The organism is Streptomyces sp. 2P-4 (assembly GCF_030167965.1).
Classification (GTDB): Bacteria; Actinomycetota; Actinomycetes; order Streptomycetales; family Streptomycetaceae; genus Streptomyces; species Streptomyces globosus_A.
On sequence record NZ_CP095011.1, the window covers coordinates 668,649 to 686,962 of the forward strand.

The 18,314-nt window shown below is 73.1% G+C and carries 1 protein-coding gene (only partly in view); it reads right to left on the reverse strand.

The features are described 5' to 3' along the window. Positions 1 to 18,301: the 5' portion of a type I polyketide synthase gene (locus MUK52_RS02995; protein ID WP_284574472.1), read on the reverse strand. It extends 12,560 nt beyond the left edge of the window; 18,301 of the gene's 30,861 nt are visible here — the first part of the coding sequence; the start codon lies at positions 18,299 to 18,301; its stop codon lies beyond the left edge, outside the window. Positions 18,302 to 18,314: the final 13 nt, after the last annotated feature.

Consider the following 18,314-nt stretch of genomic DNA (forward strand, 5'->3'; position numbering starts at 1 on the left):
GCAGCGCGACCTCGGCGAACAGCTCCTCACCGCGCCGCCACACCGCCCGCAGGCCACGGAACACCGGCCCGTAGCCGAATCCGGCCCCGGCGAAGCCTTCGTAGGCACCGTCGAGGGACACCGGCTCGGCGCCGGCCGGCGGCCAGTCCGCCGCGTCGAACCCGGCGGCCGCGTCCGCGGCACTCGCCGTGCCGAGCACGCCGCCGGCGTGCCGGACCCATCCGCCGTCCTGTTCCCCGTCCGGCCGGGAGTGCACGGTGACCGGGCGGCGGCCGGACGCGTCCGGCTCACCGACCCACACCTGTACCTGTACGCCGCCCTCCAGGGGCAGCACCAGCGGCGCCGCGAGCGTCAGCTCCTCCACCCCGGCGCAGCCGACCTCGGCGCCTGCCCGCAGGGCGAGTTCGAGCAGACCGGTGCCGGGCACGAGAACCGCGCCCATCACCGTGTGGTCCGCCAGCCAGGGGTGTGTCCGGAGCGAGAGGCGGCCGGTGAAGAGGTAGCCGTCGGCCGTGACGAGTTCCATCGCCGTGCCCAGCAGCGGGTGATCCGCGGAGGCGACACCGACCGAGTCCAGGTCGGCCACCCCCTGGGTCGCGTCCAGCCAGTACCGCCGGCGCTGGAACGCGTACGTCGGCAGGTCGACGTGTGCCTGGCCGGCGCCCGCGCCGGCATCCGTGCCCGTACCGGCGAAGAACGCCCGCCAGTCCACGGCGATTCCGCCGCAGTGGAGGGCGGCGAGCGCCGACACCAGCGTGGTGGCCTCGTCCCGGCCCGCGCGCAGCACGGGCAGGGCGGGCGTACCGTCCGAGCAGTCCGCGGCCATGCCGGAGAGCACGGCGTCGGGGCCGAGTTCCAGGAAGCGGGTCACGCCCAGGTCGGTCAGGGTGCGGATGCCGTCGGCGAAGCGGACCGCCTCGCGGACATGGCCCACCCAGTACTCCGGGGTGCACAGCCGCTCGCTGTCGGCGATCGCGCCCGTCAGGTTGGAGACGACCGGCAGGGCCGGCACGGAGAAGGACAGTCCCGACACCACCGTGCGGAAGTCGTCCAGCATGGGGTCCATCAGCGGCGAGTGGAAGGCGTGCGAGACCCGCAGCGCGGTCGTCTTCCGGCCCTGCGCCTCGAAGTGGGCCCGTACCGCCTGCACGCCCTCCTGTGCGCCGGAGACGACCACGGCCGAGGGGCCGTTGACCGCGGCGACCGACACCGACGCGCCCAGCAGCGGCAGGACTTCCTCCTCCGTCGCCTGGACGGCGAGCATCGCCCCGCCCTCCGGCAGCGCGTCCATCAGCCGGCCGCGCGCCGAGACCAGCGCACACGCATCCCGCAGCGAGAACACCCCGGCCACGTGCGCCGCAGCCACCTCGCCGATCGAGTGACCGGCCACGAAGTCCGGCCGCACCCCCCACGACTCGACCAGCCGGAACAACGCCACCTCGACGGCGAACAGAGCCGCCTGCGCGTACATGGTCTGGTTCAGCGCCTCGGCGTCCTCACCCCAGACCACCTCCCGCACCGGAACATCCAGCTCCGCACACACCGCGTCGAAGGCCCGCGCGAAGACCGGGAAGCGCGCGTACAGCTCACGCCCCATCCCAAGCCGCTGCGAACCCTGCCCCGAGAACAGGAACGCACACGTTCCGGCCCCCCGGGCGGACGCGGTGACGACACCGGCCGGAAGCGGCACGTCGCCCGCGGCCAGACCGCGCAGTGCCTCGGTCAGTTCTTCGCGTCCGGCGGCGACGACTGCCGCCCGCTGCTCCAGCCCGGTCCGCGTGGTCGCCAGCGCGCCCGCGGTCAGCGCCAGGGACTGGCCCGGCCGGGACTCGACGTACGCGAGCAGGCGTGCGGCCTGCTCGCGCAGGGCTTCCGGAGTCGCCGCGGACACCAGCCACGGAAGTACGCCGGCCTCCGGTCCCGCCACGGCCCCGGCCCCGGCCTGCGGGACCGGCCCGTCCACGGCTCCCTGTTCCAGGATCACGTGCGCGTTGGTGCCGCTGATACCGAACGCCGAGACGCTCGCACGGCGGGGACGGCCGGTCTCGGGCCATTCCACCGCTTCCCGGAGCAGCTCCACCGCGCCCTCGGTCCAGTCCACGTGCGGCGAGGGCTCGTCCACGTGCAGCGTGCGCGGCAGGACACCCTCCCGCATGGCCATGACCATCTTGATCACGCCTGCGACGCCGGCCCCGGCCTGTGCGTGCCCGATGTTCGACTTGATGGAGCCGAGGAGGAACGGCCGGTCCTCCGGCCGGTCCTGTCCGTACGTGGCGATGAGCGCCTGTGCCTCGATCGGGTCGCCGAGCGTGGTGCCGGTGCCGTGCGCCTCGACCGCGTCCACCTCGGCGGCCGACAGGCCGGCGGAGGCAAGGGCCTGGCGGATGACGCGCTGCTGCGAGGGCCCGTTGGGGGCGGTGAAGCCGTTGCTGGCGCCGTCCTGGTTGACCGCGGATCCTCGGATCACGGCCAGGACCTGGTGCCCGTTGCGCTGCGCGTCGGACAGCCGCTCGACGAGCAGCACACCGACGCCCTCGGACCAGCCGACGCCGTCCGCTCCGGCTGCGAACGCCTTGCAGCGGCCGTCGACGGAGAGGCCGCGCTGACGGCTGAACTCGATGAACATGCCGGGCGTGGACATGACGGTCGCGCCGCCGGCCAGGGCCAGGGTGCACTCTCCCGCCCGAAGGGCCTGCACGGCGAGGTGCAGGGCCACCAGGGAGGACGAGCAGGCGGTGTCCACCGTGACCGCCGGGCCCTCCAGGCCCAGCGTGTAGGAGACCCGGCCGGACACGACGCTGCCTCCGCTGGTGCCGGAAGGGTGCGCGCCCAGTGCGTAGTCGTGGTACATCACGCCCGCGAAGACGCCGGTGCGGCTGCCCTTGAGCGTGGCGGGGTCGATGCCGGCCCGCTCCAGGGCCTCCCAGGAGGTTTCGAGCAGCAGCCGCTGCTGCGGGTCCATGTAGAGGGCCTCGCGGGGCGAGATGCCGAAGAAGGCAGGGTCGAAGTCCGCCGCCTCGTGGAGGAAGCTGCCGCGGCGCGTGTAGCTCTTGCCCTCCTTGCCGGGCTCCGGGTCGTACAGGTCCTCGATGTTCCAGCCGCGGTCGGCGGGAAGGTCGGAGACGGTGTCCCCGCCGTCCACGAGCAGTCGCCACAGTTCCTCGGGCGAGGTCACCCCGCCCGGGTAGCGGCAGGCCATGCCGACGATCGCGATCGGGTCGCCGTCCACGGGGCGCTGGTGGTCGGTTCCCCGTGCCGCCGCGTCGGATGCCTCGTCGGACGCGCCGAGGAGGGTGAGGACGTGGTCGGTGACGGCTTCGGCGTTGGGGTGGTCGAAGGCGAGGGTGGCGGGCAGGCGCAGGCCGGTGGCCTGGTTCAGGTGGTTGCGGAGCTCGGTCGCGGCGAGCGAGTCGAAGCCCAGCTCCTGGAAGGCCCGGTCCGCGCCGACCGCCTCGGCCGAGGCGTGCCCGAGCACGGACGCGACCTGCGAGCGCACCAGGTGCAGCACCGTACGCCGGCGCTCCCCCGCCGACAGGCCGGCCAGCCGCCGCGTCAGCGAGGCGGCTGCTGCGCTGCCGGATCCGGCGGCCGCCCGGCGGGTGCGCCGGGGGGCGAGCCCGCGCAGCAGGGCGGGTATCTCGTCGGTACGGGTGCGCAGGGCGGCGGTGTCGACCGTGGCGGGCACGACGACGGGTCGGGCGGAGCACAGCGCCGAGCGGAAGAGCTCCAGGCCGGTTTCGGCCGTCAGGACGGGCAGGCCCTGGGCCGCCATCCGCTTGCGGTCCACGTCGGCGAGGTCCGTACCCATGCCGACTCCCGCATCCCACAGGGCGAAGGCCATGGAGGTGGCGGGCAGTCCTTCGGCCGCCCGGTGTGCGGCGAGGGCGTCGAGGAAGACGTTCGCCGCCGCGTAGTTGCCCTGCCCGGCGGTCAGCACGAGACCACCCGCCGAGGAGAACATCACGAACGCGGCCAGGTCCATCCCGCGCGTCAGCTCGTGCAGATGCCAGGCGGCATCCGCCTTGGGGGCGAGGACGGCGTCGAAGCGGTCCTCGGTCAGAGCGCCGACGAGCGCGTTGCTGCTGATGCCGGCGGCGTGGAAGACGGCGGTCAGCGGACGCTCCGCGACCGTCTCGGCCAGCAGCTCCGCCAGCGCCTCCCGGTCCGACACATCACACGCGGCGACACGGACCCCGGCACCCAGCCCCGCCAGCTCCGCCGCCAACTCCTCAGCCCCGGGAGCCGCAAGACCCCTCCGACTGGTCAGCACCAGATGCCGCACCCCGTACTCCGCCACCAGACGACGGGCCACCACCGCACCCAGACCACCCGTACCACCGGTGACCAGCACCGAACCCCCGGCAGCAAACACGGGAACACGGTCACCCGACGCCTCCAGCCGGACCAGACGAGGCACCCACACCTCACCCGCACGCACCGCAGACTCCGGCTCCGGCTCCCCGCACGCCAGCGCCCGCAACACCTCACCGACGGCCGCACCCGGCTCCACATCGACCAGCACGAACCGGCCCGGGTTCTCCGCCTGCGCCGCACGCACCAGACCCCACACCGGCGCCTGCACCACATCCAGCCCGGCACCCTCCGACACCGCGACCGCACCACGCGTCACCACCACCAGACGCGACGCCGCAAACCGCTCGTCAGCCAGCCACGACCGCACCACATCCAACACCCGGTACGACACCGCACGCACACCGGACGGAACATCACCCGAGGCAACACCGGCAGCACAGTCCAACACCACCACACCCGGCACCGGACCCTCAGCAGGCACCTCCTCCCAACCAACCCACGACACATCCGCACCACCGGCAACCGCCGGAACCACCGACCACTCGACACCGAACAGCGGAGGACGGGAAGTCCCCAGCTGCTCCGCCGAGACCAGACGGCTGAGCATCGCGCCCACGGACAGCACGGGCTGTCCGGCCGTGTCCGCCATCTGCAGGGACAGGCCCTCGTCGCCGACACGGGTCAGACGCACCCGGACCTCGGACGCGCCCACCGCGTGCAACACCACGTCGTTCCAGGCGAAGGGAACGACCGTGTCGTCCGTGTCACCCTCCAGCAGCCCCGCATGCAGAGAGGCATCCAGCAGCGCGGGGTGCAGGCCGAACCGGCCCGCCGCCTCGCGCTCCTTCTCGGGGAGCGCGACCTCGGCGAACAGCTCCTCACCGCGCCGCCACACAGCCCGCAGCCCACGGAACACCGGCCCGTAGCCGAACCCGGCTTCCGCGAACCGCTCATAGGCGCCTTCGACCGGGACGACCTCCGCGTCCGCGGGCGGCCAGGCCACCGCGTCGAACACGGCCGCGTCCACGGCGTCCGGGCGCAGCACACCGTGGGCGTGCCGGACCCACATCCCGTCGCCGGTTCCTTCGGTGCACGAGTACACACCGACCGTGCGACGGCCGGTCTCCTCCGGCTCCGACACCCGCACCTGTAGCTGTACGCCGCCCTGCTCGGGCAGGGGGAGCGGTGCGGTGAGGTTCAGTTCCTCCAGGACCTCACAGCCGACCTCGGCGCCTGCCCGCAGGGCGAGTTCGAGCAGACCGGTGCCGGGCACCAGTACCGCGCCCTTCACGGTGTGGTCGGCCAGCCACGGGTGGGTCTGGCGGGAGAGGCGGCCGGTCAGTACCGTCCCGTCCTCGTCGGCCAGGCCCACGCACGCGCTCAGCATCGGGTGCTCGGCCGCGCCGAGCCCCGCGAACCTCACGTCACCCGCTCGCAGCACCGCCCCGGCGGGCCAGTAGCGCTGCCGTTGGAAGGCGTAGGTGGGCAGCTCGACCCGGCCGGCGCCGGTCCCTGCGAACAGGGCGCTCCAGTCCGTGCTCAGGCCGTCGACGTACAGCTCGGCCACGGCGCGGACGACGGTCGCCTCCTCGTCGCGGCCCCTGCGCAGGGCGGCGACGAACAGGGCATCGGGCCCGGCCGATTCCTGGCCCACGGCCGAGAGCACGCTGTCGGGGCCGAGTTCCAGGAAGCGGGTCACGCCCGCCTCGTCGAGGGCCCGCACACCGTCGGCGAATCGCACCGCGTCGCGGACATGCCGCACCCAGAACTCCGGGTCGCAGACCTGCTCGGCTCCCGCCACCATCGGGATCACCGGCGCGGAGAACGACAGACCGGACACCACCGTACGGAAGTCGTCCAGCATGGGGTCCATCAGCGGCGAGTGGAAGGCGTGCGAGACCTGCAGACGGGTCGCCTTGCGGCCCAGCCCCTCGAAGTGGGCGCGGACGGACTCGACCGCGTCCTCGGCACCGGAGACGACCACGGACGAGGGGCCGTTGACCGCGGCGACCGACACCGACTCGCCCAGCAGCGGCAGGACCTCGTCCTCCGCCGCCGCGACCGCCAGCATCGCACCGCCCTCCGGCAGCGCCTGCATCAGCCGGCCGCGCGCCGAGACCAGCGCACACGCGTCGGCGAGCGAGAACACCCCCGCCACATGCGCCGCGGCCACCTCGCCGATCGAATGACCCGCCACGAAATCGGGCGTGACACCCCAGGACTCGACCAGCCGGAACAACGCCACCTCGACCGCGAACAGCGCGGCTTGGGCATACATGGTCTGGTTCAGCGCCTCCGCGTCCTCACCCCAGACCACCTCCCGCACCGGAACATCCAGCTCCGCACACACCGCGTCGAAGGCCCGCGCGAACACGGGGAAGCGGGCATACAGCTCCCGGCCCATGCCGAGCCGCTGCGAGCCCTGCCCGGTGAACAGGAACGCCGTCTTGCCCGACCGCGCCTGCCCCTGGATCACCTCATCGCCGTTCAGCACCACCGCACGGTGAGCGAAGACCGAGCGGTCAAGGGTGGACAGACCCACGTCCACCGGACGCAGCCCCGACTCCTCCACGTAGGACCGCAGCCGCGCCACCTGGGCCTCAAGGGCTTCCTCGGTCTTGCCGGACACCAGCCACGGCACCACACCCGGAACGAGCTGCGCGTCCGCCACCTCCACCTCGGCCGGCTCGAACTGCTCCAGCACCACGTGCGCATTCGTCCCGCTGATACCGAACGAGGACACACCCGCACGCCGCACCCGGCCCGACTCCGGCCAGGCACGCTGCTCCGCCAGGAGCTCCACCTCACCCGCCGCCCAGTCCACATGCGAGGACGGAGCATCCACGTGCAGCGTGCGCGGCAGCACGCCGTGCCGCATCGCCATGACCATCTTGATGACACCCGCAACACCGGCGGCGGCCTGCGCGTGCCCGATGTTCGACTTCAGCGACCCCAGCCACAACGGCCGGCCCTCCGGACGGTCCTGGCCGTAGGTCGCGATCAGGGCCTGGGCCTCGATGGGGTCGCCCAGCGTCGTGCCCGTGCCGTGCGCCTCCACCACGTCCACGTCGGACGTCGACAGACCACCGCCGGCCAGCGCCTGGCGGATCACCCGCTGCTGCGAAGGACCGTTCGGAGCCGTCAGACCGTTGCTCGCACCGTCCTGGTTGACCGCCGAGCCGCGCACGACGGCCAGCACGCGGTGACCGTTGCGCACCGCATCCGACAGCCGCTCCAGAACGACCATGCCCACACCCTCGCCCCAGCCGACACCATCGGCCGAATCCGAGAACGACCGGCACCGGCCATCGGACGAAAGGCCGCCCTGACGGGCGAACTCCACGAACGTCGTCGGCGTGGACATCACCGTCACACCACCCGCCACCGCCAGGGAGCACTCCCCCGACCGCAGCGCCTGCGCCGCGAGGTGCATCGCCACCAGCGACGACGAACACGCCGTGTCCACCGTCACCGCCGGGCCCTCCAAACCCAGCGCGTACGAGACGCGACCCGAGGCGATGCTGCCCGCACTGCCGCTTCCCTGCTGGCCTTCGAACTCACGGCCACCGAGCAGGCCGGCGTAGTCGCTGTACATGACGCCCGCGAAGACGCCGGTCTGCGAGCCGCGCAACGACACCGGGTCGATACCCGCCCGCTCGATCGCCTCCCACGACGTCTCCAGCAGCAGCCGCTGCTGGGCATCCGTCGCGAGCGCCTCACGCGGACTCATCCCGAAGAACTCAGGATCGAACTCCGCCGCCTCACGGAGGAAACCGCCCGCCCGCGCGAACGACTCACCCTCCACATCCCAACCACGGTCCACCGGGAAGGAACCAACGGCATCCACACCATCGGCCACCAGCCGCCACAAGTCCTCCGGAGACGCCACCCCACCCGGATAACGGCACGCCATACCCACGATCACGACCGGGTCGTGAGCCGTCGCGGCCTGCCGCACGACCGCGGGAGCGGACTGGGCTTCTCCCCCGAGGATCTCGTCGCGGACGAATCCGGCGAGCGCGTCCGCCGTCGGGTAGTCGAAGACCACCGTCGCGGGCAGCCGCAGCCCCGTCACCGAACCCATGCGGTTGCGCAGCTCGACCGCCGTCAGGGAGTCGAAGCCCAGGTCCTGGAAGGCCCGCGCCGGATCGACATCGGCCACGCCTCCGTGCCCGAGCACCCGCGCGATCTCTGTGCGCACCAGGTCGAGCACGGCCTCGTGCCGCTCCGCGGCGGGGAGGGCGGACAGCCTCGTCCGCAGGCCGGCCGCGTCGGCCGACCCCGTACGTATGCTGCGGCGCGGCCGGGTCCGGATCAGTCCGCGGAGCAGTGCCGGGACCTCGCCCAGTGCCCGCATCGCGGCCAGGTCGAGGCGGACCGGCAGGATCGCGGGGCGCCCTGCCGAGAGCGCGGCGTCGAAGAGTCCCAGGCCGTCCTCCACGGACAACGGCGGCATGCCCAGCCGGGTGATGCGCTCCACCTCGGCGTCGGTGAGGGAACCCGTCATTCCACCGGTTCGCGCCCAGGGACCCCAGGCGAGTGAGGTGCCGGGCAGACCCGCGGCCCGCCGGTGCGCGGCCAAGGCGTCCAGGAAGGAGTTGCCGGCGGCGTAGTTCGCCTGCCCGGCGCTGCCGAATGCCGCGGCGACGGAGGAGAACACGACGAACGCCGCAAGCTCGCGCTCCTTCGTGGCCTCGTGCAGGTTCCAGGCCGCGTCCGCCTTCGGCCGCAGCACGGCCGAGAGCCGCTCGCCCGTCAGCGAGCCGATCACGCCGTCGTCGATCACGCCCGCGGTGTGGATCACAGCCCGTACGTCGTACCGGCCGAACAGGTCGTGTACGGCCGCGGGCTCGGCGACGTCGCAGGACTCGACCGCGACCCGTACGTCCTGCCGCTCCAGCTCGGCGACGAGGTCCGTCGCGCCGTCCGCCGCGAGGCCGCTGCGGCTGACGAGGAGCAGGCTGCGCACACCGTGCTCCGCCACCAGGTGGCGGGCCACGGCCCGACCCAGGCCACCCGTGCCACCGGTGATCAGGACGGCGCCCTCACCCGCCCATGCGGGATCGGTCCCCTGTACGGGCTCGACCCGGGCCAGCCGCGCGGCGAGGAACAGGCCGTCCCGTACCAGCAGCTGGGGTTCGTCGAGGGCCAGTGCGGACTCCAGCAGACCGGCCGGCTCCTCGCCCTCCACATCCACCAGCACGAACCGGCCCGGCTGTTCCGACTGCGCCGACCGCACCAGACCCCACACCGCGGCCGCGGCCAGGTCCGCACCCGCCACCGCACCGCGCGTCACCAACACCAGCCGCGACGCCTCCGGCAGCTCCTGCACCCACGCCAGCACCCGCGCCGACAGCGCATGCACCGACGCGACGACATCGTCTCCGGAGACACCGTCCAACCGGTGCACCACCACGTCCGGCGACACCGCCACCGACCCCGGCACCGGTACCGGCACCCACTCCACCCCGAACAGCCCATCGTGCGGCTGCTCGGCGGAGACCGGACGTACCGTGAGCGCCGCCACGGAAGCGACCGGCTCTCCCGCGGTGTCCGCCAGTGCCACCGAGATCGCCCCGTCGGGCGTGCGGGACAGCCGTACCCGCAGAGCCGACGCTCCTGAGGCATGCAGCGACACGCCGGACCACGAGAAGGGCACGCCTCGGTCCCCGTCACCGAGAAGCACGGCCGCGTGCAGGCCTGCATCGAACAGTGCAGGGTGCAGACCGAACCCGGTCAGCTCCGTGTCCTCCGGCAGCGATGCCTCGGCGTAGACCTCGTCTCCCTGCCTCCAGGCGGCGCGCAGGCCCCGGAACACCGGCCCGTACGCGAACCCGGCCTCGGCGAACCGCTCGTACACCTCCGACACGTCCAGCGCCTCCGCGCCGGCCGGCGGCCAGGCGGCCGCGTCGAAGGCCGGGTCCGCAGCGGTGGCGGGCGCGAGAACGCCGGTGGCGTGCTGCATCCAGAGGGACTCGTCCGCGCCGTCCGGGCGGGAGTGCACGGTCACCGTCCGGCGGCCGGACTCGTCGAGCGCGCCGACCGTCACCTGCACGCGTACGCCGCCCTCAGCGGGCAGGACGAGCGGCGCGGCGAGCGTCAGCTCCTCCACTGCCGGGCACCCGGCCTCGTCGCCCGCGCGGACGACCATGTCCACCAGGGCCGTGCCCGGGACCAGCACCGCACCCACGACCGTGTGATCCGCGATCCACGGGTGGGTGGCCGCCGACAGCCGTCCGGTGAAGAGGAAGGTGTCCGAGTCCGCCAGCTCCACTGCGGCTCCGAGCAACGGGTGCTCGGCCGATTCCAGACCGGCGAGCCGTATGTCACCACCGCGCGCGAGACCACTGCTGACAGGCCAGTAACGCCGGTGCTGGAAGGCGTAGGTGGGCAGCTCGACCACTCGGGCGCCGGTACCGGTGAACAGGGCCGGCCAATCCGTGGCGGCGCCGCTCACGTGGAGCTCGGCGAGGGCGCGGAGGGCGGAGCTCTCCTCGTCGCGGTTCCTCCGCAGAAGGGGCACGAGGAGGGCGTCTGCGTCCTCCGGCAGGCATGCGGCGGCCATGGCGGACAGGACACCGTCGGGGCCGAGTTCCAGGAAGCGGGTCACGCCCGCCTCGTCGAGGGCCCGCACACCGTCGGCGAATCGCACCGCGTCGCGGACATGCCGCACCCAGAACTCCGGGTCGCAGACCTGCTCGGCTCCCGCCACCATCGGGATCACCGGCGCGGAGAACGACAGACCGGACACCACCGTACGGAAGTCGTCCAGCATGGGGTCCATCAGCGGCGAGTGGAAGGCGTGCGAGACCCGCAGCGCGGTCGTCTTCCGGCCCAGCCCCTCGAAGTGGGCGCGGACGGACTCGACCGCCTCCTCGGCACCGGAGACGACCACGGACGAGGGGCCGTTGACCGCGGCGACCGACACCGACTCGCCCAGCAGCGGCAGGACTTCCTCCTCCGTCGCCTGGACGGCGAGCATCGCACCGCCCTCGGGCAGCGCCTGCATCAGCCGGCCGCGCGCCGAGACCAGCGCACACGCGTCGGCGAGCGAGAACACCCCCGCCACATGCGCCGCGGCCACCTCACCGATCGAATGACCCGCCACGAAATCGGGCGTGACACCCCACGACTCGACCAGCCGGAAGAGCGCCACTTCCACGGCGAACAGAGCCGCCTGGGCGTACATGGTCTGGTTCAGCGCATCCGCGTCTTCTCCCCAGACCACGTCCCGCACCGGGACGTCCAGCTCCGCGCACACCGCGTCGAAGGCCTGAGCGAACACGGGGAAGCGGGCATACAGCTCCCGGCCCATGCCGAGCCGCTGCGAGCCCTGCCCGGTGAACAGGAACGCCGTCTTGCCCGACCGCGCCTGCCCCTGGATCACCTCATCGCCGTTCAGCACCACCGCACGGTGAGCGAAAACGGAACGGTCAAGGGTGGACAGACCCACGTCCACCGGCCGCAGCCCCGACTCCTCCACGTACGCACGCAGCCGCGCCACCTGGGCCTCAAGCGCGTCCTCGGTCTTGCCGGACACCAGCCACGGCACCACACCCGGAACGACCTGCGCGTCCGCCACCTCCACCTCGGCCGGCTCGAACTGCTCCAGCACCACGTGCGCATTCGTCCCGCTGATACCGAACGAGGACACACCCGCACGCCGCACCCGGCCCGACTCCGGCCATGCGGTCCCGTCGGTCACCAACTCCACCGCGCCCGCGCTCCAGTCCACATGCGACGACGGGGCATCCACGTGCAGCGTCTTCGGTACCAGGCCGTGCCGCATCGCCATGACCATCTTGATCACACCGGCCACGCCGGCGGCCGCCTGCGCGTGCCCGATGTTGGACTTCACCGAGCCGAGCAGCAACGGGCGCTCGGCGTCGCGGTCCCGGCCATAGGTCGCGAGCAGCGCCTGAGCCTCGATGGGGTCGCCGAGTGTGGTACCCGTGCCGTGCGCCTCCACCACGTCCACGTCGGACGTCGACAGACCACCGCCGGCCAGCGCCTGGCGGATCACCCGCTGCTGCGAAGGACCGTTCGGAGCCGTCAGACCATTGCTCGCACCGTCCTGGTTGACCGCCGAGCCGCGTACCACCGCCAGCACGCGGTGACCGTTGCGCACCGCATCCGACAGCCGCTCCAGAACGACCATGCCCACACCCTCGCCCCAGCCGACACCATCGGCCGAATCCGAGAACGACCGGCACCGGCCATCGGAGGAAAGGCCGCCCTGACGGGCGAACTCCACGAACGTCGTCGGCGTGGACATCACCGTCACACCACCCGCCACCGCCAGGGAGCACTCCCCCGACCGCAGCGCCTGCGCCGCCCAGTGGAGTGCCACCAGGGAGGACGAGCAGGCCGTGTCCACGGTCACGGCGGGGCCTTCGAAGCCGAACGTGTACGACACGCGGCCGGAAGCGATGCTGGGTGCGCTGCCGTTGCCTCGGAACCCGTCGAACTGCTCGCCGTCCAGCAGGGTTCGGTAGTCCGTGTACATGACGCCCGCGAAGACGCCGGTCTGCGAGCCGCGCAGCGACACCGGGTCGATACCCGCCCGCTCGATCGCCTCCCACGACGTCTCCAGCAGCAGCCGCTGCTGGGCATCCGTGGCCAGGGCCTCACGCGGACTCATCCCGAAGAACTCAGGATCGAACTCCGCCGCCTCACGGAGGAAACCGCCCGCCCGCGCGAACGACTCACCCTCCACATCCCAACCACGGTCCACCGGGAAGGAACCAACGGCATCCACACCATCGGCCACCAGCCGCCACAAGTCCTCCGGAGACGCCACCCCACCCGGATAACGGCACGCCATACCCACGATCACGACCGGGTCGTCGTCCGCCGCGATCCGCGTCGGCAGCAGTGCCGCCGCATCGGCCGTGTCGCCGCCGAACAGCTCGTCCAGCAGGAAGCCGACCAGTGCGTCGGCCGTCGGGTGGTCGAAGACCAGAGTCGCCGGAAGCCGCAGCCCTGTTGCCTTGCCCAGCCGGTTGCGCAGCTCGACGGCCATCAGCGAGTCGAAGCCGAGGTCCTGGAAGGCCCTCGCCGGTTCGACGGCGGTGGCGTCGGTGTGCCCCAGGGCGAGGGCGACGTGTCCGCGTACGAGGTCGAGGAGCACCTCGCGCCGCTCGTCGGACGCCAGGCCGGAGAGGGTGCGCAGAATGCCCGCCGTGGCGGGCGCATCGGGTGCGCCGTCGGCCGCCGAACGCCGGCTCCGGGTGCGGGTCCGGACCAGCCCGCGGAGCAGGGAGGGGACATCGTCCTGCGCCCGCATGGCCGTGAAGTCGAAGCGTACGGGGGCGATCAGCGCCGCGTCCGACCGCAGGGCGGCATCGAAGAGTTCGGCGCCCTGTTCCGGGGTGAGTTCCGGCATGCCGGTGCGGGAGATGCGCTGGAGGTCGGCTTCGGACAGGGTGCCGGTCATGCCCCCGTCCTGGGTCCACGGACCCCAGGCCAGTGAGGTGCCGGGCAGTCCGGCGGCTCGCCGGTGCGCGGCCAGGGCGTCCAGGAAGACGTTCCCGGCGGCGTAGTTGGCCTGGCCGGGCCCGCCGAAGAGGCCGGAGACGGAGGAGAACAGGACGAACGCGGCGAGGTCCAGCTCGCGCGTGGCCTCGTGGAGGTTCCATGCGGCGTCCGCCTTGGGGCGCAGGACCGCCGACAGCCGCTCGGGCGTCAGCGCCTCGACCACGCCGTCGTCGATCACACCCGCCGTGTGGACCACGGCGCGTACCGCGTGACGGGAGAGCAGCCCGGTCACCGCTGTCGCGTCGGCGACGTCGCAGGCCTCGACGACGGCTTCGGCGCCCAGCCCGGCGAGTTCCGCGACCAGCTCGGCGGAGCCTTCGGCGGCGGGGCCGCTCCGGCTGACCAGGAGGAGGCTGCGTACCCCGTGCTCAACCACCAGGTGCCGGGCGATCACCCGGCCCAGGCCACCGGTACCGCCGGTGACCAGGACCGTTCCCGCGCCGGCCCACTCGGGAGCCGTGTCGCGAAGCGTGCCGGCCCGTGTCAGGCGGGCGGCCAGCACCTCACCGTCACGGATGAGCACCTGGGGCTCGTCCACGGCCAGCGCGGTCTCCAGGAGCCCGGTCTCGGGCTCCTGCCCGGCCAGGTCCACCAGCACGAACCGGCCCGGGTGCTCCGACTGCGCCGACCGCACCAGCCCCCACACCGCGGCAGCGGCCAGGTCCTCGCCGGACGTCGCGCCGCGGGTGACGAACACCAGCCGGGCATCGGTGGACCGCTCCTCCCCCAGCCACTCCTGCACCAGGGACAGCGCCCGCGCCGACAGCGCGTGCGTCGACCGGACCACGTCCGCGTCGTCCTCGCCGCCCGAGAACCGCGCCACGACCGTGTCCGGGGAGACCTCCGCCGGCTCCGCCGTCCGGACCGGCGTCCACTCCACGCCGTAGACGGGGTCGGGGTCCGCCGTGCGGGCGGAATCGACCGGACGCAGCACCAGCGATTCCACCGATGCCACCGGCTCGCCGGCCGTGTCGGCCACTGCCACGGTGAGCGCCTCCTCGCGGGTCCGGGTGACCCGCACCCGTACCGACGAAGCTGCGGAGGCGTGCAGCGACACGCCTTCCCAGGCGAACGGCACGACGCCCTGCGGTACTCCGTTGAACGCGGTGACGTGCAGCGCGGCGTCCAGCAGTGCGGGGTGCAGGCCGTAGGCGCCGCCGTCGACGCCCTCGGGGAGGGCGACTTCGGCGTACACGTCCTCGCCGTGCTGCCAGGCGGCCCGCAGGCCCTGGAAGACCGGGCCGTAGTCGAATCCGGCCTCGGACATGCGCTCGTAGAGGCCCGTCAGGTCGACGGGCTCGGCGCCGGCCGGGGGCCACGCGGCGCCCTGGGCGTCGAGGGCGACCGTCCGCTCGCCGGTCGTCAGGACGCCCGTCGCGTGCTGGAGCCACGCCTGGTCCTCGGCGCCCTCACGGCGGGAGCGGATGGTCACCGCACGGCGGCCGTTGCCGTCGGCGGCTGCCACCCGCAGGTGCAGTTGTACGCCGCCCTCCTCGGGGAGGGCGAGCGGTGCGGCGAGGGTCAGCTCCTCGACGGTGCCGCAGCCCACCTCGTCGCCCGCGCGGATGGCGAGCTCCAGGAAGGCGGTCCCGGGCAGGAGGGCCGAGCCGCGGACGACGTGGTCGGCGAGCCAGGGGTGGGACTGGAGGGAGAGGCGGGACGTGAACAGCATGCCTTCGGCGTCGGACAGTTCGACGGAGGCGCTGAGGAGGGGGTGTCCGGCCGCGTCGAAACCGGCGGCCTGGACGTCACCGGCCGGTGCCGCACCGGGCGTCGGCCAGTAGCGCTGGTGCTGGAAGGCATAGGTCGGGAGGTCGATGAGGCGGGCGCCCGTACCGCGGAGCACCGCGGTCCAGTCGACGGCCGCGCCGTCGACGAACATGCGGGCCGCGGCCGTCAGCGTGGCCGTCTCCTCGTCGACGCCCTTGCGCAGAAGGGGCACGAGGAGGGCGTCGCCGTCCTCCGGCAGGCATGCGGCGGCCATGGCGGACAGGACCCCGTCGGGGCCGAGCTCCAGGAACCGGGTCACACCCTGCTCGCGCAGGGCCGTCACACCGTCGGCGAATCGCACCGCGTCGCGGACATGCCGCACCCAGAACTCCGGATCGCAGACCACGTCCGTGCCTGCGGTCATCGCAAGGGCAGGAGGGGAGAACGACAGATCCGACACGACGGCGCGGAACTCGTCCAGCATGGGGTCCATCAGCGGCGAGTGGAAGGCGTGCGAGACCCGCAGAAGGGTCGTCTTGCGCCCCAGCCCCTCGAAGTGGGCGCGGACGGACTCCACCGCCTCCTCGGCACCCGAGACCACGACCGCCGAGGGGCCGTTGACCGCCGCAATCGACACCGACGCGCCCAGCAGCGGCAGGACCTCGTCCTCCGCCGCCGCGACCGCCAGCATCGCACCGCCCTCCGGCAGCGCCTGCATCAGCCGGCCGCGCGCCGAGACCAGCGCACACGCGTCGGCGAGCGAGAACACCCCCGCCACATGCGCCGCGGCCACCTCGCCGATCGAATGACCCGCCACGAAATCGGGCGTGACACCCCAGGACTCGACCAGCCGGAACAACGCCACCTCGACCGCGAACAGCGCGGCCTGGGCGTACATGGTCTGGTTCAGCGCCTCCGCGTCCTCACCCCAGACCACCTCCCGCACCGGAACATCCAGCTCCGCACACACCGCGTCAAAAGCCTGAGCGAACACCGGGAAACGGGCATACAGCTCCCGGCCCATGCCGAGCCGCTGCGAGCCCTGACCCGTGAACAGGAACGCCGTCTTGCCGCTCCGCGCCACGCCCTCCGCCACCGGCTGCGTGCCGCCCAGCAGCACCGCGCGGTGTCCGAGGGCGGACCGCCCGGCCGCCAGGGTCAGGGCGACGTCGACCGGGCGCGGCCCGTGCTGCTCCACGTACGCGTGCAGGCGCGCGGCCTGGTCCCGCAGCGCCTGTTCCGTGCGGCCGGTCAGGACCCACGGCAGCGCTCCCGGCGCCGCCGCGAGCCCGTCCGTCCCGGCCTCCGGCTCCGCCGGGGCCTGTTCGACCTGTTCGGCCTGTTCGGCCTGTTCCAGCACGACGTGGGCGTTGGTGCCGCTGATGCCGAAGGCGGAGACCGCCGAGCGGCGCGGGCGGCCGGTGGCGGGCCAGTCGGTCCGCTCGGTGAGGAGTTCGACGGCGCCCGCGCTCCAGTCCACGTGGGAGGTCGGCTGGTCCACGTGCAGGGTCTGGGGCAGGACGCCGTGCCGCATCGCCATGACCATCTTGATGACGCCGGCGACTCCGGCCGCGGCCTGTGCGTGCCCGATGTTCGACTTGATGCCGCCGAGCAGCAGCGGCCGGTCCGCCGGCCTGCCCCGGCCGTAGGTGGCAAGCAGGGCCTGCGCCTCGATCGGGTCGCCGAGCGTGGTGCCGGTGCCGTGGGCCTCGACGGCGTCGACCTGGTCGGCGGCCAGCTGTGCGTTGGCGAGGGCCGCCTGGATGACGCGCTGCTGGGAGGGGCCGTGCGGGGCGGTGAGGCGGCTGCTGGCGCCGTCCTGGTTGACCGCCGTGCCCCGGACGACGGCAAGTACCCGGTGGCCGTTGCGGCGGGCGTCCGACAGGCGTTCCACGAGGAGGACGCCGACGCCCTCCGCCCATCCGGTGCCGTCGGCGGCCTCGGCGAAGGGCTTGCAGCGGCCGTCGGCGGCGAGACCGCGCTGGCGGGAGAACTCGGTGAACAGGCGGGGGGTCGGCATGATCGCGACGCCGCCGGCCAGGGCCATGGTGCATTCGCCGGCCCGCAGGGCGCGTACGGCCAGGTGCAGGGCGACCAGGGAGGAGGAGCAGGCGGTGTCGACGGTGACGGCCGGGCCCTCCAGGCCGAACGTGTAGGAGATCCGGCCGGAGAGGACGCTGACCGCTCCGCCCGTCAGCAGGTGGCCCTCGGTTTCGGCGGTCTGCCTGGCGAGGGAGCCGTAGTCGGTGTCGGCGCCGCCGATGAAGACGCCGGTCTCGGTGCCTCGCAGGGCGGCGGGGCTGATCCGGGCGTGTTCGACGGCTTCCCAGGCGGTTTCCAGCAGCAGGCGCTGCTGCGGGTCCATCGCGAGGGCCTCGCGGGGGGCGATGCCGAAGAGGTCGGCGTCGAACTCGGCGGCGGTGTCGAGGAAGCCGCCGTGGCGTACGTAGCTCTTCCCCGGGGTTCCCGGGGTGGGGTCGTAGAGCGCTGCGGTGTCCCACCCGCGGTCTTCCGGCAGGTCGCCGACGGCGTCGGTGCCGTCGGCGACCATCCGCCACAGGTCCTCGGGGGAACGGACTCCGCCGGGGAACCGGCAGGCCATGCCGACGATGGCGATCGGCTCGTTGTCCCTGGCCTCGACGGACTCCAGCCTCTGCTTGGTGCGCCGCAGGTCTGCGGTGACCCTCTTGAGGTAGTCGCGGAGCTTGTCTTCCGAAGAGGGGCCGGCCTTGGGTGCCATGGGTGGGAAAACC